General features: G+C 71.9%; 19 protein-coding genes. 4 read left to right on the forward strand and 15 right to left on the reverse strand.

The annotated features are described in order from the left end of the window. Window positions 1-45: 45 nt before the first annotated feature. Both FNV62_RS23940 and FNV62_RS23945 read right to left on the reverse strand, forming a co-directional pair. Window positions 46-921, reverse strand: a complete 876-nt coding sequence (locus FNV62_RS23940) for an alpha/beta fold hydrolase (protein ID WP_054235645.1) — start codon at window positions 919-921, stop codon at window positions 46-48. Window positions 922-1,873: 952 nt separating this feature from the next. Beyond that, window positions 1,874-2,566 carry a metal-dependent transcriptional regulator gene (locus FNV62_RS23945; protein WP_054235646.1) on the reverse strand — a complete coding sequence of 231 codons (693 nt, stop codon included), beginning with the start codon at window positions 2,564-2,566 and terminating at the stop codon, window positions 1,874-1,876. 275 nt (window positions 2,567-2,841) lie between these two features. On the opposite strand from FNV62_RS23945, the gene FNV62_RS23950 reads away from it, so the two are divergent. Further along, a complete protein-coding gene (locus tag FNV62_RS23950; RefSeq protein WP_143602061.1) occupies window positions 2,842-3,597 on the forward strand; it encodes an SIS domain-containing protein in 756 nt (251 codons plus the stop codon). A gap of 338 nt (window positions 3,598-3,935) precedes the next feature. Here FNV62_RS23950 and FNV62_RS23955 read toward each other — a convergent pair whose 3' ends face one another. Next, window positions 3,936-5,321, reverse strand: coding sequence for a PAS domain-containing protein (locus FNV62_RS23955; protein ID WP_060901762.1), 1,386 nt, complete (start codon window positions 5,319-5,321; stop codon window positions 3,936-3,938). 667 nt (window positions 5,322-5,988) lie between these two features. Between FNV62_RS23955 and FNV62_RS23960 the strand changes: the two genes are divergently transcribed. Beyond that, window positions 5,989-7,053, forward strand: coding sequence for an isopenicillin N synthase family dioxygenase (locus tag FNV62_RS23960; protein ID WP_225900350.1), 1,065 nt, complete (start codon window positions 5,989-5,991; stop codon window positions 7,051-7,053). Window positions 7,054-7,083: 30 nt separating this feature from the next. On the opposite strand, the gene FNV62_RS23965 is transcribed toward FNV62_RS23960, so the two are convergent. Then, window positions 7,084-8,184: a citrate synthase 2 gene (locus FNV62_RS23965; protein ID WP_097285207.1), complete on the reverse strand. Its 1,101-nt coding sequence runs from the start codon at window positions 8,182-8,184 to the stop codon at window positions 7,084-7,086. Between the two features lie 435 nt (window positions 8,185-8,619). Between FNV62_RS23965 and pdxH the strand changes: the two genes are divergently transcribed. Then, complete coding sequence (gene pdxH, locus FNV62_RS23970) at window positions 8,620-9,258, forward strand: pyridoxamine 5'-phosphate oxidase (protein WP_054235665.1); 639 nt, start codon at window positions 8,620-8,622, stop codon at window positions 9,256-9,258. Window positions 9,259-9,293: 35 nt separating this feature from the next. Here the strand turns inward: pdxH and FNV62_RS23975 are convergent, their stop codons facing one another. The 10 genes from FNV62_RS23975 to FNV62_RS24020 form a co-directional block, all read right to left on the reverse strand. Beyond that, a complete protein-coding gene (locus FNV62_RS23975; RefSeq protein WP_097289041.1) occupies window positions 9,294-9,896 on the reverse strand; it encodes a TetR/AcrR family transcriptional regulator in 603 nt (200 codons plus the stop codon). A gap of 98 nt (window positions 9,897-9,994) precedes the next feature. Continuing rightward, entirely contained in the window at window positions 9,995-10,738 is a 744-nt protein-coding gene (locus FNV62_RS23980) for an enoyl-CoA hydratase family protein (RefSeq protein WP_143627079.1), read from the reverse strand. Then, entirely contained in the window at window positions 10,735-12,342 is a 1,608-nt protein-coding gene (locus FNV62_RS23985) for a 4-coumarate--CoA ligase family protein (RefSeq protein WP_054235650.1), read from the reverse strand. Before FNV62_RS23985 ends, FNV62_RS23980 begins: the two co-directional genes overlap by 4 nt. A gap of 33 nt (window positions 12,343-12,375) precedes the next feature. Then, the gene (locus FNV62_RS23990; RefSeq protein WP_054235651.1) at window positions 12,376-13,509 is read right to left on the reverse strand and encodes an acyl-CoA dehydrogenase family protein; all 1,134 of its coding nucleotides are present in this window, start codon (window positions 13,507-13,509) and stop codon (window positions 12,376-12,378) included. Window positions 13,510-13,575: 66 nt separating this feature from the next. After that, on the reverse strand, window positions 13,576-15,441 hold the full coding sequence (locus FNV62_RS23995) for an acetyl/propionyl/methylcrotonyl-CoA carboxylase subunit alpha (protein ID WP_143627081.1): 1,866 nt from the start codon (window positions 15,439-15,441) through the stop codon (window positions 13,576-13,578). A gap of 7 nt (window positions 15,442-15,448) precedes the next feature. After that, complete coding sequence (locus FNV62_RS24000) at window positions 15,449-17,047, reverse strand: acyl-CoA carboxylase subunit beta (protein WP_054235653.1); 1,599 nt, start codon at window positions 17,045-17,047, stop codon at window positions 15,449-15,451. Further along, window positions 17,044-18,741: an acyclic terpene utilization AtuA family protein gene (locus tag FNV62_RS24005; RefSeq protein ID WP_143627083.1), complete on the reverse strand. Its 1,698-nt coding sequence runs from the start codon at window positions 18,739-18,741 to the stop codon at window positions 17,044-17,046. The genes FNV62_RS24000 and FNV62_RS24005 overlap by 4 nt, the downstream gene beginning before the upstream one ends. Then, a complete protein-coding gene (locus tag FNV62_RS24010) occupies window positions 18,738-19,532 on the reverse strand; it encodes a TIGR03084 family metal-binding protein (RefSeq protein ID WP_143602067.1) in 795 nt (264 codons plus the stop codon). Before FNV62_RS24010 ends, FNV62_RS24005 begins: the two co-directional genes overlap by 4 nt. Window positions 19,533-19,830: 298 nt before the next feature. Further along, a complete protein-coding gene (locus FNV62_RS24015) occupies window positions 19,831-20,634 on the reverse strand; it encodes an SDR family NAD(P)-dependent oxidoreductase (protein WP_097285211.1) in 804 nt (267 codons plus the stop codon). Window positions 20,635-20,700: 66 nt separating this feature from the next. Then, window positions 20,701-21,009, reverse strand: coding sequence for a hypothetical protein (locus tag FNV62_RS24020; protein ID WP_143602069.1), 309 nt, complete (start codon window positions 21,007-21,009; stop codon window positions 20,701-20,703). Between the two features lie 143 nt (window positions 21,010-21,152). Between FNV62_RS24020 and FNV62_RS24025 the strand changes: the two genes are divergently transcribed. Then, window positions 21,153-21,734 carry a TetR/AcrR family transcriptional regulator gene (locus FNV62_RS24025; RefSeq protein WP_097289042.1) on the forward strand — a complete coding sequence of 194 codons (582 nt, stop codon included), beginning with the start codon at window positions 21,153-21,155 and terminating at the stop codon, window positions 21,732-21,734. Here FNV62_RS24025 and FNV62_RS24030 read toward each other — a convergent pair. Further along, on the reverse strand, window positions 21,720-22,745 hold the full coding sequence (locus FNV62_RS24030; RefSeq protein ID WP_144316521.1) for an EamA family transporter: 1,026 nt from the start codon (window positions 22,743-22,745) through the stop codon (window positions 21,720-21,722). The two genes, FNV62_RS24025 and FNV62_RS24030, sit on opposite strands and share 15 nt — an antisense overlap. Window positions 22,746-22,832 lie beyond the last annotated feature (87 nt).

The following is a 22,832-nucleotide window of genomic DNA, read 5'->3' on the forward strand; positions in this document are numbered from 1 at the left end:
GAGCTGCTCGGTCGGCGGCCCGCGGCATGATCCGCCGGATTGGTCCTAGCGGTCCTGGCCGGTGAGTACGCCGTCGAGGAAGGGCTCGATCGCGGCGCGCCACGCCTCCGGCTGGTCGTAGTGCACGAGGTGACCGGCGTCGGCCACCTCCGCGTACTGGCCGTGCGGCAGGACGCGGACCATCTCCTGGGCCTCGGCCCGGCCGAGCTCGCCGTCCAGGCCCCGTACGACCAGTGCGGGGCACCGGACCTGGGCGAGCTCCTCCCAGTGGGCGTCGTACACCCAGGTCTGGCGGGACTTGAGCATCTGCTCGGGTTCGAAGACCGGGCGCCAGCCGTCGGCGGACTCGTGCATCACCTCGGCGTAGAACTCACCGCGGGACGGGTTCGGGCGCTCCACCCAGGGGTCGTCCTCGCCGAACCACTTCCGTACGTCGGCGAGCGTGGCGAAGGGCGTGGGCCAGGCCTTGAACCAGTCCTCCCACTCACGCTGCGACGCGGCCCCTAACGCCGAGGCCCGCATGTCGCAGATGATCAGCCCGCGGACGAGGTCGGGGCGCTTGGCGGCGAGCTGCCAGCCGGTCAGCGCGCCCATCGCGTGGCCGATGAGGACGGTCGGGGCGAGACCCAGCTGCTCGAGAGCGGCCTCGACGTCCTCGACGTACGCCTCGCGTGTGTACTGCCCCTCCGGCGCCTTGTCGCTCTGGCCGTGGCCGCGCTGGTCCAGGGCGACCGCGCGGTGCCGCTCGGAGAGCCAGCGGGCGGTGGACGCCCAGTGGGAGGCGCGGCCCATGAGGCCGTGCAGAAGCAGCACGCCGGGGGCGGGCGGGGTCCTGGGCGGGTCGCTCTTGGGAGGATCGGCGAACTCCCAGGCAGCGAGCCGTAGGCCGCCCGCGCCCGTCACGTCGATGCGCCGCACCATAGGTCTGGCACCCCCCTAGCTCGCTCGGACCGCTCGCTCCCGCTCGAGTCGGCCGGTCCACTCGTACCGCTTCCTGCCGCGCTTGCTGCTGCTGTCGTGCCGCTTTCGTGCCGTTGAGTCTGCTGATGTGCTGCTCTACGTGTACCCGATTTGCCTGTGATACGCCGCCAGGTTATCGAATGAGTATTCGAAAATACTCCTCTCGGCGGCAACACCCCTCGTTCGAGTGACCACACTCGGGGATTGACCGCCGCCACCGAGGGGAGATCTTCAGCGGGAGGCGGACCACTCGGGGAAATCGGTCCGTAGGGGATGACCCTGGGAGCTCGGGGCTCCGGGTCAGCACAGGGGAGGACAGGCCCCGGCGCCGTAAGGTGCCGGGGCCCTCTCCACATCTACGGCACATCCTCCCCGCCCCTTCCCCAACCGTGCGACATCCCTCTTGGACACGGTCAAGAGCCCTCAGGTCATATGCCTCACGGGTCAGCCTCGCACGCAAATGGTCGCGGCGCTGCGATTCCGCACACTGAATCTTGGTTTCGGCCAGGTAGCGAAAACATCACAACTGCCCCTGTGGTCGCGGGAGTTGACACGACCGAGGTGAGTCGACGGAGGCGCGGGAAGGAGGTGGAGTGTTGGGTCACCGCGGGCGGACGACACGCTCCACGGCGAGCGACCTGCGCCATGGCGCCCATGTCCGCGCCCGGCGCGTTGAACGGAGCGCCGGGTCGTCCCCCACGAGCGGTGTCGCCGTGCGCGGGCTCGATCGCCACCGACGCGCAGGGGGGCGGGCCAGGTCGATGCCGGCCCGCGATGGCCGGCGGGCGCCCGGAGGCCGACCCGGGGTTCGGCGGATGCCGGACCCCGTGGCCCACCCCCGGGAGCTGCCCCTCGCGGGCTCAGGGCCGGGAAGCCCGCACCGGGATGCGAGGCCTCCCACGATCACCGGATGTCAGCGCTTGGCGACGAACACGTGGGACGCGACGTCCGACTCCAGCTCCGCCGCCTCACCACCGCTGCCGACGAGCACGCCGCCCGCCGACTCCGTCACGCTCACCACGGAGCCGGGCTGCACGCCCGCGCGCCGCAGCGTGTACATCAGCTGCGCGTCCGTCTGGATGGGCTCGCCGATCCGGCGCACGACGACGGTCTTGCCGTCCAGGCCGGGGTCGAGCTCGGCCAGCGACACCATGCTCTCGTCCAGGAACGGGTCGGCGCCGTCCTTCTCGCCGAGCTCCTCCAGTCCGGGGATCGGGTTGCCGTACGGCGACTCGGTCGGGTGGCGCAGGAGCTCCAGCACGCGACGCTCCACCGCCTCGCTCATCACGTGCTCCCAGCGACACGCCTCGGCGTGGACCTGCTCCCACTCCAGACCGATGACGTCGACGAGCAGGCACTCCGCGAGGCGGTGCTTGCGCATCACTCGGGTGGCGAGACGACGGCCCTCCTCGGTCAGCTCCAGGTGCCGGTCGGTGGCGACCGCCACCAGACCGTCGCGCTCCATGCGCGCCACCGTCTGGCTGACCGTCGGTCCGCTCTGGTCGAGCCGCTCCGCGATCCGGGCGCGCATGGGGACCACGCCTTCCTCCTCCAGCTCGAGGATGGTGCGGAGATACATCTCCGTGGTGTCGATCAGTCCGGACATACGTGCCCCTTGATTAGCTCTGCCGAAGGCTCGGTGGCTCACCGGCGTGTGCGCTGGCCCTGAACCCAATTCTGACGCATACCACTGACAAGCGTGCCTCGCCGTTGAAACCGCAGGGTTACGAGTGCCCCTGCGGACACCCCACCGGGTGCCTCCGCGGGCGGCTCCGCAGGCCGTATTGACAGCGCACTGGTCCAGACCGCAACGTGATCCGCGACACGAAGCGTGACCCAGCGCCCACCCGACGCCGACGAGACTTCTAAGGGGCTTCGCCGATGAGCGACCGCAAGCTGGCCGGGCAGTTCTTCGACGCGGCGATCGGCCTGCTCCGGCGGGTGCGGGACGAGGACGCGGGAGACATCGAGGCGGCCGGCGTCCTGATCGCCGACACCGTCGCGGACGGCGGCCGGCTGTTCGCCTTCGGCGCCGGGCACTCCTCGCTCGCCGCGCAGGACGTCGTCTACCGCGCGGGTGGGCTGGCCCTGATGAACCTGCTCGCCGTGCCGGGCGTGGTCGGCGTCGACGTCATGCCGGCGACGCTGGGCTCGGCCCTGGAGCGGGTCGACGGCCTCGCGAGCGCGGTCCTGGACTCCAGCCCGCTGCGCGCCGGCGACGTGCTCGTGATCATCTCCCTGTCCGGCCGCAACGCGCTCCCGGTCGAGATGGCCATGAACGCGCGGGCCCTGGGCGTGAAGGTCATCGGCGTCACCTCGGTCGCCTACGCCTCGGAGACGAAGTCCCGGCACGTCTCGGGGACGTATCTGAAGGACCACTGCGACATCGTCCTCGACTCGAAGATCGCGGTCGGCGACGCGGAACTGACCCTGGAGACGATCGAGGCGCCCTTCGCTCCCGCCTCCACGGTGGTCACGACGGCCCTCCTCCAGGCCGTCATGGCCACGGCCGCGGGCGCGCTGGCCGACCGGGGCATCGAGCCGCCCCTGCTCCGCTCGGGCAACGTCGACGGCGGTCACGAGTGGAACGGCCGAGTGATGACGGAGTACGGCGACCGAATCTTCTACCGCCGCTGAGCCGACGGGGATCTTTCAGCCCGGCCGAGCCGACCAGGACCTGTCAGCACGGCCGAGCCGACCGAGATCCTTCACCGTGACTGGACCGACCGAGACCCCTTCACCGTGACTGGACCGACCGAGATCCTTCACCGTGACTGGACCGACCGAGATCCTTCACCGTGACTGGGCCCAAGGAGATCCCCCACGCCGCTGAGCCGACCCGGATCCTCGACCGAAGCTGAGCCGAACGTGCCTCTCCACGGTCGCTGGACCGACCCCGCTCCTCCAACCCCGCTGAACCGACCGGGAGTCCTCCAGCCGCGTTGGGCCGATCGGGTGGGGGTGGGTGCGGCGGGCTACGGGTGGCCCGCCAGGCCCTCCAGATCGAGCGCCGTGGCGATCCGTACCGCCACGTCCTCCGCGTACGTCGCGTCCGCGCGCTCGAACTGGCTGCGCCCCGCCCCCCGCAGAAACGTCACGACGCCCAGCGTGCGCCCCCGGCTGCGCAGGACCGCGCACAGGGCGTGCACCGAGTCCGGCGGCCACTGGCGGGCCGTGGCCCACTCCCGCTTCCGCTCGGGGGTGGTCTCACCGGAGCTGGCCCGCACGGACCCGGCCCGCTCCACGCACTGGAGCGCGGGATGCCCCTCGGCGTAGCGCACGGGCAGCCCGGCCTTCCCGGTGAGCAGGCTCGGCCCGGGCGCCCCGGCGGGCGTGGTGACGGCCCGTACCAGCCGTACGGGCCCCTCCTCGTCCCCCGCCGACCACCCGGTCGCGACCCGGTCGATCAGCGCGTGGTCGGCGAACCCGGCGAGCGCGAAGTCGAGGTGGACGGTGGCGGCCTCGCCGGGGTCCTCACACTCGGCCGCCGCCCGGGCGGCCCGGTGCAGCTGGTTGGCCCTGAACCGCAGCAGGGCCGCCTCCTGCTCGGTGTGCTTGGCCTCGGTCACGTCCTGGAAAAGCCACCCGACCCCGAGCGGAACCGGTTCTTCCGCGAGCGGCGAGGCGAGCCGCAGGAACCCGCTGCGCCAGCACCGCCGCTTCTCGCCCTCGGCCGACCGCACGCTCACCCACATCTCGGCGGGCGCGGGCGGCGCGCCCTCGGCGAGCACGTGCGTGAGCGCGCCCTCCAGCTCCTCGACCCCTTGGGAGAGCAGCTCCCCCAGCGGCCGTCCGAGCACCGCCGTACGCCCGATCCCCAGGGCCCGGGCCGCGTGCGCGTTGACGACGGCGGGCCGCAGGTCCGCGTCGACCAGGACCACACCCCAGCTGGCGTCCTCGAACAACGCCTCGCTCAGAGCGATGGACCGCTCGAGATCGATCTGCGCGTGCACCTCGCTGAAGGCGCAGTACACCCCGGCGGGCTTCCCGTCGGCTCCGCGCACGGCGGCGGACTGGGTCCGCACGAGCACGCGCCCGCCGTCCTTGGTCAGCAGCGCGAACTCGTGCACCTGACGCCCGGGCGCCTCCATGGCGGACAGCAGCCGCGCCTCGACCTCCTCGGCGTCCGCGGTCCGCACGGCCCACCCGGCGAACCCGCGCCGCCCCACGGCCTCGGCCGCGGTCCAGCCGAGAATCCGCTCGGCCTCGCGGTTCCAATGGGTGACGACCCCGTCGGCGTCGAACGCGCACAGCGCCGCGTCCATCCCGTCCAGCAGCGCGGCAAGCAGATCGGAACCAGCCGGCTCGGGCTCGTCCGGCCCCAGCTCGTCGGTGGTCCCACTACGCCGGGAAGCACTCACCTGGACCCCCTGCAGGCTGCGTCCGCACGTACGGCGAGACAGTTCGCTCACTCGCCTTCATTCAACTCGAACGTGACCCAGCCCACATCGTGTTCCCCAAAGATTGGACGAAATCGTTGTACGCAGGGATTCCGCCCCGTCAGCCCCAGGAATCGCAGGGTCGAAAAAAAGTGGTTGAGCTCTCGGCGATCGGTTCCTAAGGTGTGGTCTACACGAGAAGGGAGGTGGTTCGGCAGATGTATAAGAACCGGACGCGTGAGGTGGCTGCGGGCTAGCGGCCCGTCACCACATCCAGTGCGGTGCCGGACCAGCGCGTGAACTGAGCGCGCAGCCGGCCCCAATCCCAAGCAGTCACCCGACCCGCGAGCTCGCCGGTACGTCCGGCCGGCTCCTCCGCCGTGAGGCGAAGGAACCCGAGCTCGCGGGTCGTCTGCGTTTCGCAGGGCATGTGAGGTAGGGCACATGCGTTTCACGGGGTCCGCAGTACTCTTGGACCATGCTTCCGATGCTCGTTCGACGCCGACACGTGGACTTCGTGCGCGTCACGAGCATGGGCTGTCGGGCTTCTTCCTGACCTCGGCCCCCCCTTTCTTCCCCTTGGCACCCGTGGCCCCCGCCCCATCCCCGGCGGCCGCCCGGGCACCCGTACACCCTGCGGACGCACCTCATGACGACGAACACGTCTTCTGCTCAGTACCTGCAGAGCCGGCAGAGCCGACAGCACCGGCCCTACCAGCAGCTTCCGATCATCGATCTCTCCGCGGCCGACCGCGGCCCCCAGGCCCGCGCCCTGCTGCACGCGCAGTTGCACAGCGCCGCCCACGACGTGGGCTTCTTCCAGCTCGTCGGGCACGGGGTGACCGAGGGCGAGACCGCCGCCCTGCTCGACGCCATGCACCGGTTCTTCGCGCTGCCCGAGGCCGAGCGGCTCGCCCTCGACAACGTCAACTCGCCGCACTTCCGCGGGTACACGCGCACCGGCGACGAGCGCACGGGCGGCAGCCGGGACTGGCGGGACCAGCTCGACATAGGGGCCGAGCGGCCCGCGCGCAGGCCCGGCCCCGGCGAGCCCGCCTACTGGTGGCTGGAAGGGCCCAACCAGTGGCCCGCCGCGCTGCCGGAGCTGCGGACCGCCGCGCTGGCATGGATCGACCGGCTCAGCTCGGTCGCGGCCCGCCTGCTGCGCGAGCTGCTCACCGCGATCGGGGCGCCCGCCGACTTCTACGAGCCGATCTTCGGCGAGCGGGCCCATCCGCATCTGAAGCTCGTGCGCTACCCGGGCAGCGCGGGCGACGGCGCCGACCAGGGCGTGGGCGCGCACAAGGACTACGGATTCCTGACGCTGCTGCTCCAGGACCAGGTCGGCGGCCTTCAGGTGCAGCGCGAGGACGGCCTCTTCCACGAGGTGCCGCCGCTGCCGGGGGCGTTCGTGGTCAACCTGGGCGAGCTGCTGGAAGTGGCCACCAACGGCTACCTCGTCGCCACCAACCACCGGGTCGTCAGTCCGCCCGGGGCCACCGAGCGGTTCTCCGTGCCCTTCTTCTACAACCCGCGCCTGGACGCGCGCGTGGAGCCGTTGCCCTTCCCGCACGCCTCCGCCGCGCCCGGCGTCACCGACGACCCGGCGAACCCGCTGTTCGCGGAGTACGGCTTCAACGAGCTGAAGGGCAAACTGCGGGCCCACCCCCTGGTCGCCACCCGTCATCACGCGGAGCTGCTGACCCCCGCGTGATGACCGGCCGCTCCTGGGCTCGACGGGGGCTCAGTGCGCGATGTCCTCGTAGCCCTTGATCTCCTGGGGGCTGCGCGGAGCGGGGCCCACATAGCGCGCGGACGGCCGTACGAGCCGTCCCGTGCGCTTCTGCTCCAGGATGTGCGCCGACCAGCCCGCCGTACGGGCGCAGGTGAACATCGACGTGAACATGTGCGCCGGGACCTCGGCGAAGTCGAGCATGATCGCGGCCCAGAACTCGACGTTCGTCGCCAGGACGCGGTCCGGGCGGCGCGCGTGGAGCTCCTCCAGGGCCGCCTTCTCCAGCGCCTCGGCGATCTCGAAGCGGGGAGCGCCGAGCTCGCGGGCGGTGCGGCGCAGGACACGGGCGCGCGGATCCTCGGCTCGGTAGACGCGGTGGCCGAAGCCCATCAGGCGTTCGCCCTTGTCGAGGGCCTTCTTGACATAGGCCTCCGCGTCGCCCGTGCGCTCGATCTCCTCGATCATGCCGAGGACGCGGGAGGGCGCGCCGCCGTGCAGCGGCCCGGACATGGCCCCGACGGCACCGGAGAGGGCGGCGGCGACGTCCGCGCCCGTCGACGCGATGACGCGGGCCGTGAAGGTGGACGCGTTCATGCCGTGCTCGGCGGCGGACGTCCAGTAGGCGTCCACGGCCGCGACGTGCTTGGGGTCGGGCTCGCCGCGCCAGCGGATCATGAAGCGTTCGACGACGGAGTGCGCCTTGTCGATCTCGCTCTGCGGAACCATGGGCCGACCCTGGCCGCGGGCGGACTGGGCGACGTACGAGAGGGCCATGACGGCGGCGCGGGCGAGGTCCTCGCGGGCCTGGGCCTCGTCGATGTCGAGGAGGGGCTTGAGGCCCCAGACGGGGGCGAGCATGGCGAGCGCGGACTGGACGTCGACGCGGATGTCGCCGGAGTGGACGGGGATCGGGAACGGCTCGGCGGGCGGCAGGCCGGGGTTGAAGGCGCCGTCCACGAGGAGGCCCCACACGTTTCCGAAGGAGACGTGGCCGACCAGTTCCTCGATGTCGACGCCCCGGTACCGGAGTGCGCCGCCCTCCTTGTCCGGTTCGGCGATCTCCGTCTCGAACGCGACGACTCCTTCGAGTCCGGGTACGAAGTCGGACATCAGGCGGCTCCTCGTGATGTGTACGACGGGGGATTTATGGGGGTGATGGTGCGGGGTGATGGTGGGGGCGCGTCTTGCGGTTGGAAGGGAAAACCGTGCGTCGATGATGGGTGGTGGACGTCCGGCTCCACGGTCGGCTCGTGGACTCGCGGTCCGGTACGTCTTCCCGGTGATGCCCCGTGCGACCGGCGGTCATCCCACCGGAACGGTGGCAGCACCATATCTCCGAGTGCCACCTTTGGGGAGGCCCTGCGGCACTGAGTGCCACCCACTGACACTCGATGCCGTACCGGGATACGGCAAGATGACCGCGTGACCGACCGCGACCGCTTCCCGGATGAATCCGCCGCCGAGCCCCTCGTCCTGCGCGCTGCGGAAGCCGCCGCCGCGGAAGCCGCGGGCGACGCCGAAGAACTCGCCGCCGACCCCGCCGCGATGCGCGCCCACTACCGCGCCGAGGGGCTCGTCGAGGCCGATCTCGCCGCGCATCCCATGGACCAGTTCGCCCGCTGGTTCAAGCAGGCCGCGCAGGCCTCCGTGCAGGGCATGGTGTACGAGCCGAACGCGATGGTCGTCTCCACGGCGGACGCGGAGGGCCGGCCCAGCTCACGCACGGTGCTGCTCAAGCAGTACGACGAGCAGGGCTTCGTCTTCTACACCAACTACGACTCCCGCAAGGCCCGCGAGCTGTCCGAGAACCCGTACGTCTCGCTGCTCTTCCCCTGGCATCCGATGGCCCGCCAGGTCATCGTCACCGGAACGGCGCGGCGCACCGGCCGCGACGAGACCGCCGCGTACTTCCGCACCCGCCCGCACGGCTCCCAGCTCGGCGCCTGGGCCAGCGCCCAGTCCTCGGTCATCTCCTCCCGGGACGAGCTCGACGCCGCCTACGAGGAGTTGAGCGCCCGCTACCCGGAGGGTGAGCAGGTCCCCGTGCCCCCGCACTGGGGCGGCTTCCGCATCGCCCCCCAGACGGTCGAGTTCTGGCAGGGCCGCGAGAACCGCCTCCACGACCGGCTGCGGTACGTGGTGGAGCCGGACGGCAGCTGGCGGGCGGAGCGCCTCAGTCCGTGACGTCGGCGGGGCTCGGTCAGTGACGTCGGCGGGGCTCAGCCCAGCGCCTCGTCCAGCAGTACGCCCCACTGCGCCACCACCCGTTCCCGTCGCCCCCCGTCGTTCGTGAGGAGGTTGGCGAGGCCGAGGCCGCGGGACATGTCCAGCAGGCCCTGGACCGTTTCGCGAACGCCCGGGCGGGATTCGTCGGCGGCGAGGAGTTCCACGGCGATCCGGTGCGTCTCGCGGCCCACGCGGGCCTCCAGCTCGGTGACCCTGGGGCGGAGCTGCTCCTCGTTGGAGGCGGCGACCCAGAGGTGGAGGGCGGCGCGGAAGAGGGGGCCGGTGTAGAGGTCGACCAGGGCCACGACCACCTCGCGGCGGTCGGCGGCACCCTCCGGGAACAGGGCGCGCAGCGCGGTGGAGCGCTCCTCGGCGACGTACTCCACCGCGGCGGTGAACAGGTCCTCGCGGGTGCGGAAGTGGTGCTGGGCGGCCCCCCGGGACACTCCCGCGCGCTCGGCGACGACGGAGACCGTGGAGCCCGCCCAGCCGTGCTCGGCGAGACAGGCCACGGCGGCCGCGAGCAGCCGCTGCCGGGTGGCGCGGCTGCGGTCCTGCTTGGGAACGTGCGGAAGCCGGGGACTGCGGGGGACGATTTCGGCCGACTCCGTCGCGTCCGTGGTCGCGTCCGCCGCGTCCGTGGTCGCGTTCGCGGCGTCCGTGGGCTCCGCGCGCTCCGCGGCTTGCGTCGTGCTCACACCACCCATGCGGGATCCCGTCGTTCGAGGAAGGCCGTCATCCCCTCGCGGGCCTGCGCGGAGGAGAACAGTTCGGCCGAGAGCGCGGTCAGGGCGTCCGCGTCCCGGTCGAAGGCCTCCAGCACCCTAGCCGTGAGCAGCCGTTTCGTCTCGGCCAGGCCTTGGGGGGAGGCGCGGCGCAGGCCGTCCAGGACGGGTTCCAGGGTGATGTCGACGTCGTCGCCGGTCTCCGTCAGGAGTCCCGTCCGTACCGCCTCCGCCGCGTCGAAACGTTCGCCCGTGAGGTAGTAGCGGGCGAGGGCGCGGGGGTCCGTACGGGGCAGCAGGGGAAGGGAGATCACGGCGGGCGCGACGCCGATGCGTACCTCCGTGAAGGCGAACGTGGCCTCCTTGGAGGCGATCGCCAGATCGCAGGCTCCCAAGAGCCCCAGTCCGCCCGCCCGCACATGGCCCGTCACCCGGGCCACCACGGGCTTGTGCAGCTCGACGATCTGCCGCAGCAGGGCGACGAGCGCGTCCGGGTGCGGGGGGTCGCGCAGGTCGGCGCCCGCGCAGAACGTGTTTCCCGTGTGGGCGAGGACGACCGCGCGGACGTCACGGTCCTTGCCGCACCGGGTGAGCCCGTCCGCGAGTTCGCCCACGAGCGCGGCGGAGAGGGCGTTGCGGTTGGCGGGCGAGTCGAGGGTGAGGGTGGTGACGGCGCGGTCGTGTGCCACGCGGACAACCGGTTCAACGGTCATGACAGGCCCCGCAGTTCCCGACGCAGGATCTTTCCGGAGGCCGCCCGTGGGACGGCGTCGATGAAGGTGACGCCGCGGACCCTCTTGTACGGGGCGACGCGCTCGGCGACGTACATCATCACCTCTCCTTCGGAGAGGCCGGGGACGTCGGAGAGGTCCGCCGCCGGACCTGCCGGACCGGCGCCGGACGGCTGGCGCACCACGAAGGCGTGCGGGACTTCGTTGTTGTCCTCGTTGTAGACCCCTATGACGGCCGCGTCCGCGATGCCGGGGTGGGTGAGGAGGAGGGCCTCCAGTTCGGCGGGCGCGACCTGGAAGCCCTTGTACTTGATGAGCTCCTTGACGCGGTCGACGACGAACAGCCAGCCCTCGGTGTCCACGTGGCCGACGTCTCCGGTGTGCAGCCAGCCGCCCGGGTCGATCATCGCGGCGGTGGCTTCGGGCTGCCCCAGATAGCCCTTCATGACCTGGGGACCGCGGATGACGATCTCGCCCGCCTCCCCGACGCCCAGGTCCTTGTCGGGGTCGTCGAGGGAGACGATGCGCATCTCGGTGCCCGGGACGAGCCTGCCGACCGTTCCCGGGGGCGCGTCCTGGGCGGCGTCCACGGGGACCAGGTGCGTGCAGGGAGACAGTTCCGTCATCCCGTAGCCCTGGCCGATGGGCGGCAGCCCGAGCCGCTCGGCGCACGCCAGCGCGAGTTTGGCGTCCAGGGGCGCGGCGGAGGAGACGATGTACTTCAGGGACGACAGGTCGTACCGCGCGACGGCCGGGTGCTTGGCCAGGGCCAGCACGATCGGCGGCGCCACGAACAGGCCGCTGATGCGGTGCTTCTCGATGGCCGCGAGGAAGGTGTCGAGGTCGAAGCGGGGCAGTACGACGACGGTGGCGCCCTGCCTCAGGGGCGCGTTCATCAGGGCCGTCAGCCCGTAGATGTGGAAGAAGGGCAGCACCGCGAGGATGCGCTCGCCCTCGCCCATCGGCAAGAAGGGCACCAGCTGCGCCAGATTGGTGGCGATGGACCGGTGGGTGAGCATCACCCCCTTGGGTATGCCGGTCGTCCCGGAGGAGTACGGCAGGGCCGCGACGTCCGTCACCGGGTCGATGTCGATCTCCGGTTCGGGCGCGGTCGAACCGAGCAGGTCGATCAGCGAGCGATGCCCCGGCGCGCTGTCGCAGACGAAGATCTCCCGCACTCCGCCGGCGAGCTCGGCGGCCTGCCGCGCCGCCTCCAGTAGAGGCGACACGGTCACGATCCAGTTCGCGGCGCTGTCCCGCAGCTGCTTGGCGAACTCCTCGGGCGTGGCGAGCGGGTGCACGGTCGTGACCGACGCCCCCGCGCGCGTGGCGGCGTAGAACGCCGTCGGGAAGGCGATGGTGTTCGGGCTGTGCAGGGCGAGGACGTCACCCTTGCGGACGCCCGCGTCGGCGAACGCCGCGGCCAGCCGCCGGTGGAACCGGTCCAGTTGCCCGTACGTGAGCGTGGTGCCGTCGACTCCGTCGATCAGCGCGGGCGTGTCGCCGCGCTCGGCGGCGCGGCCGAGGACCGCCTCGTGAATGGGTTCCTCTACGGCCGGTACTTCGGCGTACTCGCTGCGGAACACGGTTCCTCCTGGAGCGGCTCGTGGAGCGGCGGGCTAGTACGACTTGGGCAGGCCCAGGGTCTGGTGGGAGACGTAGTTGAGAATCATCTCCCGGCTCACCGGAGCAATACGAGCCACGCGCGAGGCCGTTATCAACGAGGCGAGGCCGAATTCGCGGGTGAGGCCGTTGCCGCCGAGGGTGTGCACGGACTGGTCGACCGCCCTCACACAGGCCTCGCCCGCCGCGTACTTGGCCATGTTGGCGGCCTCACCTGCGGCGACGTCGTCCCCGGAGTCGTACAGGTACGCCGCCTTCTGCATCATCAGGCGGGCGAGTTCGAGGTCGATGTGGGCCTGTGCGAGGGGGTGGGCGACGGCCTGGTGGGCGCCGATGGGCTGCTTCCAGACGGTGCGCTCGCGGGCGTACTCGACGGCCCTGGAGAGCGCGTAGCGGCCCATGCCGATCGCGAACGCGGCCGTCATCACCCGCTCGGGGTTGAGCCCCGCGAAGAGCTGGAGCAGGCCCGCGTCCTCGTCGCCGACGAGCGCGTCGGCGGGCAGCCGCACGTCGTCGAGGGTCAGCTCGAACTGCTTCTCCGCGCTGTGGAGTTCCATGTCGATCCGCCGCCGCCCGAAGCCGTCGGCGTCGCGCGGGACGATGAACAGGCAGGGCTTGAGGCGGCCCGTCCGCGCGTCCTCCGTGCGCCCCACGATGAGGGTGGCGTCCGCGATGTCGACGCCGGAGATGAACACCTTGCGGCCGCTCAGGAGCCAGTCGGCACCGTCCCGGCGCGCGGTGGTGGTGATGCGGTGCGAGTTGGAACCCGCGTCGGGTTCGGTGATGCCGAAGGCCATGGTGCGGGTGCCGTCGGCCAGGCCCGGGAGCCACTCCTGTTTCTGGGCCTCCGTGCCGAAGCGGGCGATCACCGTGCCGCAGATCGCCGGCGACACGACCATCATCAGGAGGGGGCAGCCCGCGGCGCCGAGTTCTTCCAGGACGATGGAGAGTTCGGCTATGCCGCCGCCCCCACCACCGTATGCCTCCGGCAGGTTGACGCCGAGGTAGCCGAGCTTGGCGGCCTCGGACCAGAGGGTGTCGATGTCGTAGTCGCGGCCGTGGCGTTTGCCGAGGGCGGCCACGGCGGATCGGAGGGCCTTGTGCTCTTCGGTTTCTGTGGCGGGGCTCATGGGGGCTCCTGGGGCCGTCATTTCGCTGCGGGTTGTCTGTGGCTGGTCGCGCGGTTCCCCGCGCCCCTATCGGGGCGCTGTACTCACCGGTGTCGTCTCCACCACTGCCAGCAGGGTCCCGACCTCCACCTGTTGGCCGGGGGTGGCGTGGAGGGCCGTGAGCGTGCCTGCCGTCGGCGCGGAGATCTTGTGTTCCATCTTCATCGCCTCCAGCCACAGGAGGGGCTCTCCGGCCCGTACGGCGGCTCCCGTGGCCAGTCCCTCGGCGACGCGGACGACGGTTCCGGGCATGGGAGCCAGGAGGGAGCCGGGGGCCTGCTGGGCGGTGGGGTCGGGGAAGCGGGGCAGGGCGGTGAGGGCGGTGGCGTTCACGAACACCTGGTCGCCGTACCGCGTCACCTCGAACTTCCTGCTTACGCCGTCCACTTCGAGTACGACGAGACGGGCGTCGGCGTGCATCACGCGCACCCCGTCGGCCGTGAGGCCCGCACGGGTGTGCTGGTAGCGCACCTCGTGCTCGGTGCCGGCCAGGTCGTAGCGCTTGACCTGGGGCTGCGAGGGGAGGTTGCGCCAGCCGCCGAACCGGGAGCGGGCGTGGCCCCGCGCGTCCGCCAGGGCCGCCGCCAGGGGCGCGTACGGGTCCGGGGCCGACGTCGTGAGGGCGGCGAGGTGGCGCTCGTAGAACCCGGTGTCCATGCGGGCCTCGGCGAACTCCCGGTGCCGCAGGGAGCGTACGAGCAGATCCCTGTTGGTCGCCGGGCCGTGGATGTCGGCACGTTCCAGGGCACCGGACAGCTTGCGCAGGGCCTCCGCGCGTGTGGGCGCGTACGCGATCGCCTTCGCCAGCATCGGGTCGTAGTGGACGCCGATCGGGTCGCCGTCGGTGTAACCGGTGTCCAGGCGGACGCCCTCCGGGACGGCGAGGCGGTGCAGGGTGCCGGTCTGCGGGGCCCAGGACCGCGCCGGGTCCTCGGCGTACAGGCGGGCCTCGATCGCGTGCCCACGCGCGCGTGGGGGGTCGTTCGCGAGCACCGCGCCTTCCGCCACCTGGATCTGGAGCGCGACGAGATCGACGCCGAAGACCGCCTCCGTCACCGGGTGTTCGACCTGGAGGCGGGTGTTCATCTCCAGGAAGTGGGCCTTGCCGTCGGCGACCAGGAACTCGACCGTTCCCGCGCCCACGTAGTCGACGGCTCGGGCGGCCCGCACGGACAGGTCGTAGAGGGTTTCCGTGAGGTCGCCGAGACCGGGGGCCGGGGCCTCCTCGACGACCTTCTGATGGCGGCGCTGGAGGGAGCAGTCGCGGGTGCCGAGCGCCCAGACCGTGCCGTGCGCGTCGGCGAGGATCTGCACTTCCACATGCCGGCCGCCCTCTACGTAGGGCTCGACGAAGACCTCGCCGTCTCCGAAGGCGCTGAGGGCCTCGGCGCGGGCGGCGCTCAGCTCGGCGTCGAGGGCGTCGAGCTCGCGTACGACGCGCATACCGCGTCCGCCGCCGCCCGCGGCCGCCTTGACGAGCACCGGGAGATCGGCGGCGGTGACCGTCTCCAGCGGTTCGAGCCCCATCAGTTTCTTGGCGCGCGTCTTGGAGGCCATCGCCTCGATGGCCTCGGGCGGCGGCCCGATCCAGACGAGGCCCGCGTCGAGGACGGCCCGCGAGAAGCCGGCGTTCTCGGAGAGGAAGCCGTACCCGGGGTGCACGGCGTCCGCGCCCGCGCTCAGGGCGGCCTTCACGATCAGGTCGCCGCGCAGATACGTGTCCGCGGGCGCCGCCCCCGGCAGCCGTACCGCCTCGTCGGCCACACGCGTGTGGAGGGCGTTCTCGTCGGCGTCCGAGTACACGGCGACGGTCCGGATCCCCAACTCACCGCAGGTGCGGAAGACCCGGCAGGCGATCTCGCCCCGATTGGCCACGAGGACAGAAGTAATCACTGGGACCTCACATCCGGAAGACGCCGAAGCCACCGCGCGCACCCTCATAGGGGGCCGTGTGGATCGCGGACAGGCACAGGCCGAGAACGGTGCGGGTGTCGCGGGGGTCGATGACCCCGTCGTCGTACAGCCGCCCGGACAGGAACATCGGCAGGGACTCCGACTCGATCTGCTGCTCCACCATGGCGCGCAGGGCCGCGTCGGCGTCCTCGTCGTAGGGCTGCCCCTTGGCCGCGGCCGACTGCCGGGCGACGATCGAGAGGACGCCCGCGAGCTGCTGGGGACCCATGACGGCGGACTTGGCGCTGGGCCAGGCGAACAGGAAGCGCGGGTCGTAGGCGCGCCCGCACATGCCGTAGTGACCGGCTCCGTAGGAGGCCCCCAGGAGGACGGACAGGTGGGGGACCTTCGAGTTGGAGACGGCGTTGATCATCATCGCGCCGTGCTTGATGATCCCGCCCTGCTCGTACTCCTTGCCGACCATGTAGCCGGTGGTGTTGTGCAGGAAGAGGAGAGGGATGTCGCGCTGGTTGGCGAGCTGGATGAACTGGGCGGCCTTCTGGGACTCGGCGCTGAACAGCACTCCCTGGGCGTTGGCCAGGATGCCGACGGGATAGCCGTGGAGGGTTGCCCAGCCGGTCGTGAGGCTCGTCCCGTAGAGGGGCTTGAACTCGTCGAAGTCGGAGCCGTCGACCACGCGGGCGATGACCTCGCGCGGGTCGAAGGGGTGTCGGAGGTCGCCGGGGACGATCCCCAGGAGCTCGTCCTCGTCGTACTTGGGGGGCTCGGCCGGACCGGGATCGCCGAACGCCTTGCGGTGGTTGAGCCGGGCGACGACGCGCCTGGCCTGGCGGAGGGCGTCCTGTTCGTCGACGGCGAAGTAGTCCGCGAGACCCGACACGCGCGCGTGCATCTCGGCGCCGCCCAGGGACTCGTCGTCGCTCTCCTCGCCGGTCGCCATCTTCACCAGCGGCGGCCCGCCCAGGAAGACCTTCGCCCGCTCCTTGACCATGATCACGTGGTCGGACATGCCGGGGATGTACGCGCCTCCGGCGGTGGAGTTCCCGAAGACGACGGCGACGGTCGGGATCCCCGCCGCCGACAACCTGGTGAGGTCGCGGAAAATCGCTCCCCCGGGGATGAAGATCTCCTTCTGCGACGGCAGATCGGCGCCGCCCGACTCCACCAGGCTGATGCACGGCAGCCGGTTGGCGAGGGCGATGTCGTTGGCCCGCAGGGCCTTCTTCAGGCTCCAGGGATTACTGGCGCCGCCCCGCACGGTCGGGTCGTTCGCGGTGATCAGGCACTCCACGCCCTCGACGACCCCGATCCCGGTCACCAGCGACGCGCCGACCGCGTACTCGCTCCCCCAGGCCGCGAGCGGCGACAGCTCCAGGAACGGTGTGTCGGGGTCGAGCAGCAGCTCGATGCGTTCACGGGCGAGCAGCTTGCCGCGCTTGCGGTGCCGGGCCACGTACTTCTCGCCGCCGCCCGCGAGCGCCTTGGCGTGTTCGGTGTCCAGCTCGGCGAGCTTGGCGAGCATGGCCTCGCGGTGGGCGGTGTAGTCGGGGGCGGCGGTGTCCAGGGCGGACGCCAGGACCGTCACAGCAGGGCCTCCGGGATGTCGAGGTGGCGGGAGCGGAGCCATTCGCCCAGGGCCTTGGCCTGGGGGTCGAAGCGGTGCTGGGAGGCGACGCCTTCGCCGAGGATTCCTTCGACGACGAAGTTGAGGGCGCGGAGGTTCGGCAGAGTGTGACGGACAACTTTCAGATGACAGCTTTCAGTTATCAGATTCTGAAATCTGTCAGCTGTCAGTTGATGAACCAACCAGCGCCACGCGTCATCCGATCGCACCCACACCCCGACATTCGCGTTCCCTCCCTTGTCCCCACTGCGCGCACCCGCGACCACGCCCAGAGGAGCGCGTCGCGTCGGCCCCGGAGGGAGCGGTTCGGGCAGAGCGGGCTCGGGCGCCGGTTCGAGTACGAGGGTGTCGGCGGCCGGGGCGACCGGCACCCGTCGCCCGTCGTGGAGGACCGCCACATGCTCCACGGCGCCCTGGGGGACGAACACGTCCTCGAAGACCCCGTACGGGGAGCCCTTTCCCGGGGGCGCGATCACGTGGAAGCCGGGGTAGCTCGCCAGGGCCAGTTCGATGGCGGCGCCGCTGAGGGTGCGGCCCACCGCGTCCTGGTCCCGGTCGCGTACGACGAGGCGCAGGAGGGCACTCGCGGTCTCCTCCGTGGGGGCGTCGGGGTGGTCGGTGCGGGCGAGGTCCCAGCGGACCTCCGTGGGGCGCGACTTGGCCGCGTCGAGGGCCGCCTCCATCTGGTCCCGGACGAGGGCGGCCTTCGCCTCGATGTCGAGGCCGGTGAGGACGAAGGCGACTTCGTTGCGGTAGCCGCCGAGGCGGTTGAGGCCGACCTTGAGGGTGGGGGGCGGGGCCTCGCCACGTACACCGGAGACGCGGACGCGGTCGGGGGCCTCCTGGGTGAGGCGGACCGAGTCGAGGCGGGCGGTGACGTCGGGGCCCGCGTACCGGGCGCCGGAGGTCTCGTAGAGGAGCTGTGCGGTGACGGTGCCGATGTCCACGAGGCCGCCGGTGCCGCCGTGCTTGGTGATGACGCTGGTGCCGTCCTCGTGGAGTTCGGCGAGCGGGAATCCCGGGTGCCGAAGGCGCGCCGGGTCGTGGTCGGTGAAGAAGGCGTAGTTGCCGCCGGTGGCCTGGGTGCCGCATTCCAGGACGTGACCGGCGACGACGGCGCCGGCGAGGCGGTCGTACGCGTCCGGCGCCCAGCCGAAGTGGGCGACGGCGGGCCCGGTGACCAGCGCCGCGTCGGTGACCCGACCGGTCACCACGATGTCCGCGCCCTCGCGCAGACAGGCGGCGATCCCGGCACCACCGAGGTAGGCGTGCGCGGCGAGGCTCCTGGGGTGGCCGGCGGTCAGGTCGTCGCCCTCGACGTGGGCGACGCGCACCGGTATGCCGAGGCGCTCGGCCAACTGCCGTACGGCGTCCGCGAGTCCGGCGGGGTTGAGGCCGCCCGCGTTCGCCACGATCCGCACGCCCCGCTCGTGCGCGAGGCCGAGGCACTCCTCCAACTGGCCCAGGAAGGTGCGGGCGTAGCCGCCGGAGGGGTTCTTGAGGCGGTCGCGGCCGAGGATGAGCATGGTGAGTTCGGCGAGGTAGTCGCCGGTGAGGACGTCCAGGGGGCCGCCGGTGAGCATCTCGCGCATCGCGTCGAAGCGGTCGCCGTAGAAGCCGGAGGCGTTGCCTATCCGGAGGGGCGCGACGGTCACCTGGCGTCTCCCTTGGACGCGCGGCCCTGTCCGGGTGGACCCGCGAAGGCCTGCGCGATGTCCAGCCAGCGGTCGGCGTCGGGGCCGTCCGCCCGTACGGCGAGGTCGCCGCGGTGGGCCCGCTGGGTGACCAGGAGACAGAAGTCGAGGGCGGGGCCGGTGACGCGCTGGGGTGCCTCTTCGGGTCCGTACGTCCACACCTCGCCCTTGGGGCCGACCAGTTCGACGCGGAACTCGGTGGCGGGCGGAGTGAGCCCCCGTACGTGGAAGGCGAAGTCGCGGGCCCGTACGCCGATGCGGGCCACGTGGCGGAGGCGGTCGGTGGGAGTGCGCGTCACGCCCAGCGCGTCCGCCACGTCCTGGCCGTGGGCCCAGGTCTCCATCAGGCGGCCGGTGGCCATGGAGGCGACCGACATGGGCGGACCGTACCAGGGGAAGCGGGTGCCGGCGGGGGCCGCGCGGAGGGCCTCTTCCAGCGCCGTTCGCCCCGCCCGCCAGTCGCCGAGCAGCGTGGCGGGCGGTAGCCCGGCCCCCTCCTCCGCGCCCTCGTCCACGAATCCGCCGGGCGAGGCCATCGCCTTCTCGACCAACTTGGCGAAGGCCTCGGCGTCCGTCACGGCGAGCAGGGCGGAACGGTCCGTCCAGGCCAGGTGGGCGATCTGGTGAGCGACGGTCCAGCCGGCGGCGGGGGTGGCGAGTGCCCAGCGGCTCTCTGCCAAGTCCCCCACCAGCAGGTCGAGTTCCTCGCTCTCCCGGTGCAGATCGTCGATCACTGACGACGGGTCGGACACGATGGAGCTCCCCTCGGGGCACGACGGTGTGCGGCGGCGCGCGGGCGATGCGCCGCGAAGTGCGGCGATGCGCGGCGGGCGTGCGGAGTCTTTCGCGGTGCGCTCTGGAGCATGGCAGCGGCCACAGAAACAAGCAAGCATGCTTGCATTAATTGATGTGCCGAGCGGACCACAGGAAGAACCCGGAGCGGGCCGCAGGAAGACGTCCCGCGCGGGCTAAAGGGAGCGGAAGACGCCGTCGGGCGCCGCCCCCGCGGTCAGCGTGGACACCGCCGGCAGAACTCCCTATGACCAGGAGTCAGGCGTCGTCGCCGTGCGCGGACGCGCCCCGGCTCATCGCGAGGACCGCGTCGCGTCGGCTGAGCGCGCCGAACGGGGAACCGCCGGTCGGGGTGTCGCTCCCGTAGATCCAGGTGGGGCCGTCGGCGAGGTGGTCGAGGGCCGCCGCCGCGACCTCGTCGGGGTCGGCGAGTTCTCCGTACGGCTTGCCCTCGGCGTCGAACGCCCGGCGCATGGACGGGGTGTCGGTCTTGCCGAGAACGAGCCCCAGTACGTCGACCCCGCGGGTGCGCCACTCCGCCCACAGGCTCTCCGCGAGGATGAGGTCGAACGCCTTCGTGGCGCCGTAGGCGGCGAGCGTCGCGCCGCCCGCCCAGGCCGCGCCCGACGTCACCAGCACCACGGCCCCCCGCCCGCGCGCCACCATCGGACCGCCGAAGCGGTACGCCGCTTCGAGCGGGCCGAGGCAGTTGCGGTGGACCAGTTCGAGGTGGCTGCCGAGGTCCTTGTCGAGGAAGGCGACGCTGCGGTCGTCGCCGCCCGCGTTGTAGACGAACAGGCCGACTTCCAGGTCGGAGGTGGCCCGCGTCAGTTCCGACAACGCGTCCGGGGCGCTGAGGTCGAGCGCGACCGTGCGGGTCTCGACGTCGTACGTCGCCCGGATCTCGGCGGCGGACGCCTCCAGTACCGGTACGCGCCTCGCCACCAGGACCACGTTCATGCCGCGGGCGGCCATCGCGTGGGCGAACGCGGCGCCGACGCCGTCGGATCCACCGGCGACGACGCCCCAGGGGCCGTACTTGTCGGTCAGGGCTTCAGCCACTCTCCACACCTCGTCCGCTCGATCGCCGAAGGGTCGTCAAAGGTTCGCCGGAGGGGCCTCGGAGGGTCATCGGTGCTGGTCACCGCCTCCTGTTGGACCCGGTCCTGGCGGCGCGAGCATCGCGCGGGGGCCCTCGGTCCCGTCGAGGTCGGCGTTGACCCGCTCGGCGATGCGCCGGCCCTGCGGGGTGCGCGCCCAGCGCCAGGTGTTCGCGGAGACCTGGAAGGCCCAGAACCGGCAGGCGTCGGCGTCCCGGCGCAGGTGCGGCGCGTGGCCGCGGCCGGTGGCCCGATCGCCGTCGACGACGATGTCCAGGGCGTGGACCTTGGCCGCCGGCAACTCGACGGCGGCGCGCAGCTCTTCGGTCTCGGTCATCCGTCACAGCCCTTCCCCGCTCGGATCCCCGCTCTGATCCACACTCGGATCCCCGCTCGGACTGTAGCGACGCCACGCCATTTATAGAAGAGTCCCTCCTATAAATAGGAGGGCGTGAACAGCCGATCATTACGATGTCCGCCATGACAGAGCCGCGCCGTCGCCCCGGTCGCCCCCGGGACACGAGCATCGACGAACGGGCCCTCGCGGCAGCGCGCGAACTGCTCGTCCAGCGCGGCTTCGACGCGACGACGATCCAGGCGGTCGCCGAACACTCCGGCGTGCACGCCTCCGCGATCTACCGGCGCTGGCCGTCCCGGATCGAGCTGATCGAAGAGGCCACGTTTCCCGGGCTCAGCCCGCTGAGCGTGCGGCCGACGGGGGATCTCGGCCGCGATCTGGGCCGGTTCGTCCGCGCCTACCTGGCGGCCTTCAGCACTCCCGCGGCCCGCGCGGCCGCCGCGGGCCTGCTCGCGCACCACCAGACGTCGGACCGGACCGGACCGCCGGAGGTGTACGTCCGTATGTCGGCGCGACCGCTCTTCCAGGACATCCTGCGCGCCGCGCCACCCGGGACCGTCGACCCCGCCGTGGACCCGGACGACGTGTTCGACATGCTGCTGGGCGCCGTCCTGACCCGCACCCTGCTGTTCAGCGCCACGGCACGCGCCCGCCCCGTCGAGCGGACGGTGGAGATGATCCTCCGGCTGCTACGACCCGCCTGAAGCAGCCGAAGAAGTCGAACCGCCGGACCCGACCGCACCGCCGGAACCGCCCGAACCGACGTTCTTCGCCCTGCCCCGCCCCACCTGTGTCCGTACCGCCCCCATGCTCGCGGCGATGACCAGGGCGATCGCGAGGGCCTCGGTGGCGGAGAGCGCCTGGTCCAGGACGAGGAAGCCGGCGGTCGCGGCGACGGCGGGCTCCAGGCTCATCAGGATGGCGAAGGTCGCGGCGGGCAGGCGGCGCAGCGCGAGCAGTTCGAGGGTGTACGGCAGCACGGAGGACATGACGGCGACCGCGCCGCCCAGGGCCACGGTCGTCGGGTCGATCAGCCGGGTCCCGGACTCGGCGATCCCCAGCGGCAGGAACGCCACCGCCGCGACCACCATGGCGAGCGCGAGCCCGTCCGCCTGGGGGAAGCGTCGGCCCGTACGCGCGCTGAAGACGATGTACGCCGCCCACATCGCGCCCGCGGACAGGGCGAAGGCGACGCCGACCGGGTCGAGGGAGCTGAAGCCTCCGCCGCCGAGCAGGAAGACGCCGCCGAGGGCGAGGCCCGCCCAGAGGAGGTTCAGGGCACGGCGGGAGGTGAGGACCGAGAGGACGAGCGGGCCGAGGACCTCGAGGGTGACGGCGGGGCCCAACGGGATACGGGCGACCGACTGGTAGAAGAGGCCGTTCATCGCGGCCATGGTGAGACCGAAGATCACGACCGTGCCCCAGTCCGCCCGCGAGTGCCCGCGCACCCTGGGCCGGCAGACGGCCATCAGCACGATCGCGGCCACCAGCAGGCGCAGGGTGACGACTCCGAGCGTGCCGGTGCGCGGCATGAGGGTGACCGCCAGCGCGCCACCGAACTGCACCGAGATGCCTCCGGCCAGGACCAGCCCCACGGGGCCGAGGGCACCCCTCCGGATCGGGGTGCCCTCACCCGGGGTGGGCGGGGGCGCCAACGCCGGGGCGGCCGAGGACGGAGACGCCGGGGAGGACGGGGCGGCGCTGGGGGTGTTCACGGGGCCTTCCAGGGGCTCGACTCGGAAGTCGTGCATCAAGGTGCACTTCTCAGTCCACAGTAATGGACTAAGTCAGGCACGTGAACC

It is taken from the genome of Streptomyces sp. RLB3-17 (assembly GCF_007113425.2).
GTDB lineage: Bacteria > Actinomycetota > Actinomycetes > Streptomycetales > Streptomycetaceae > Streptomyces > Streptomyces mirabilis_D.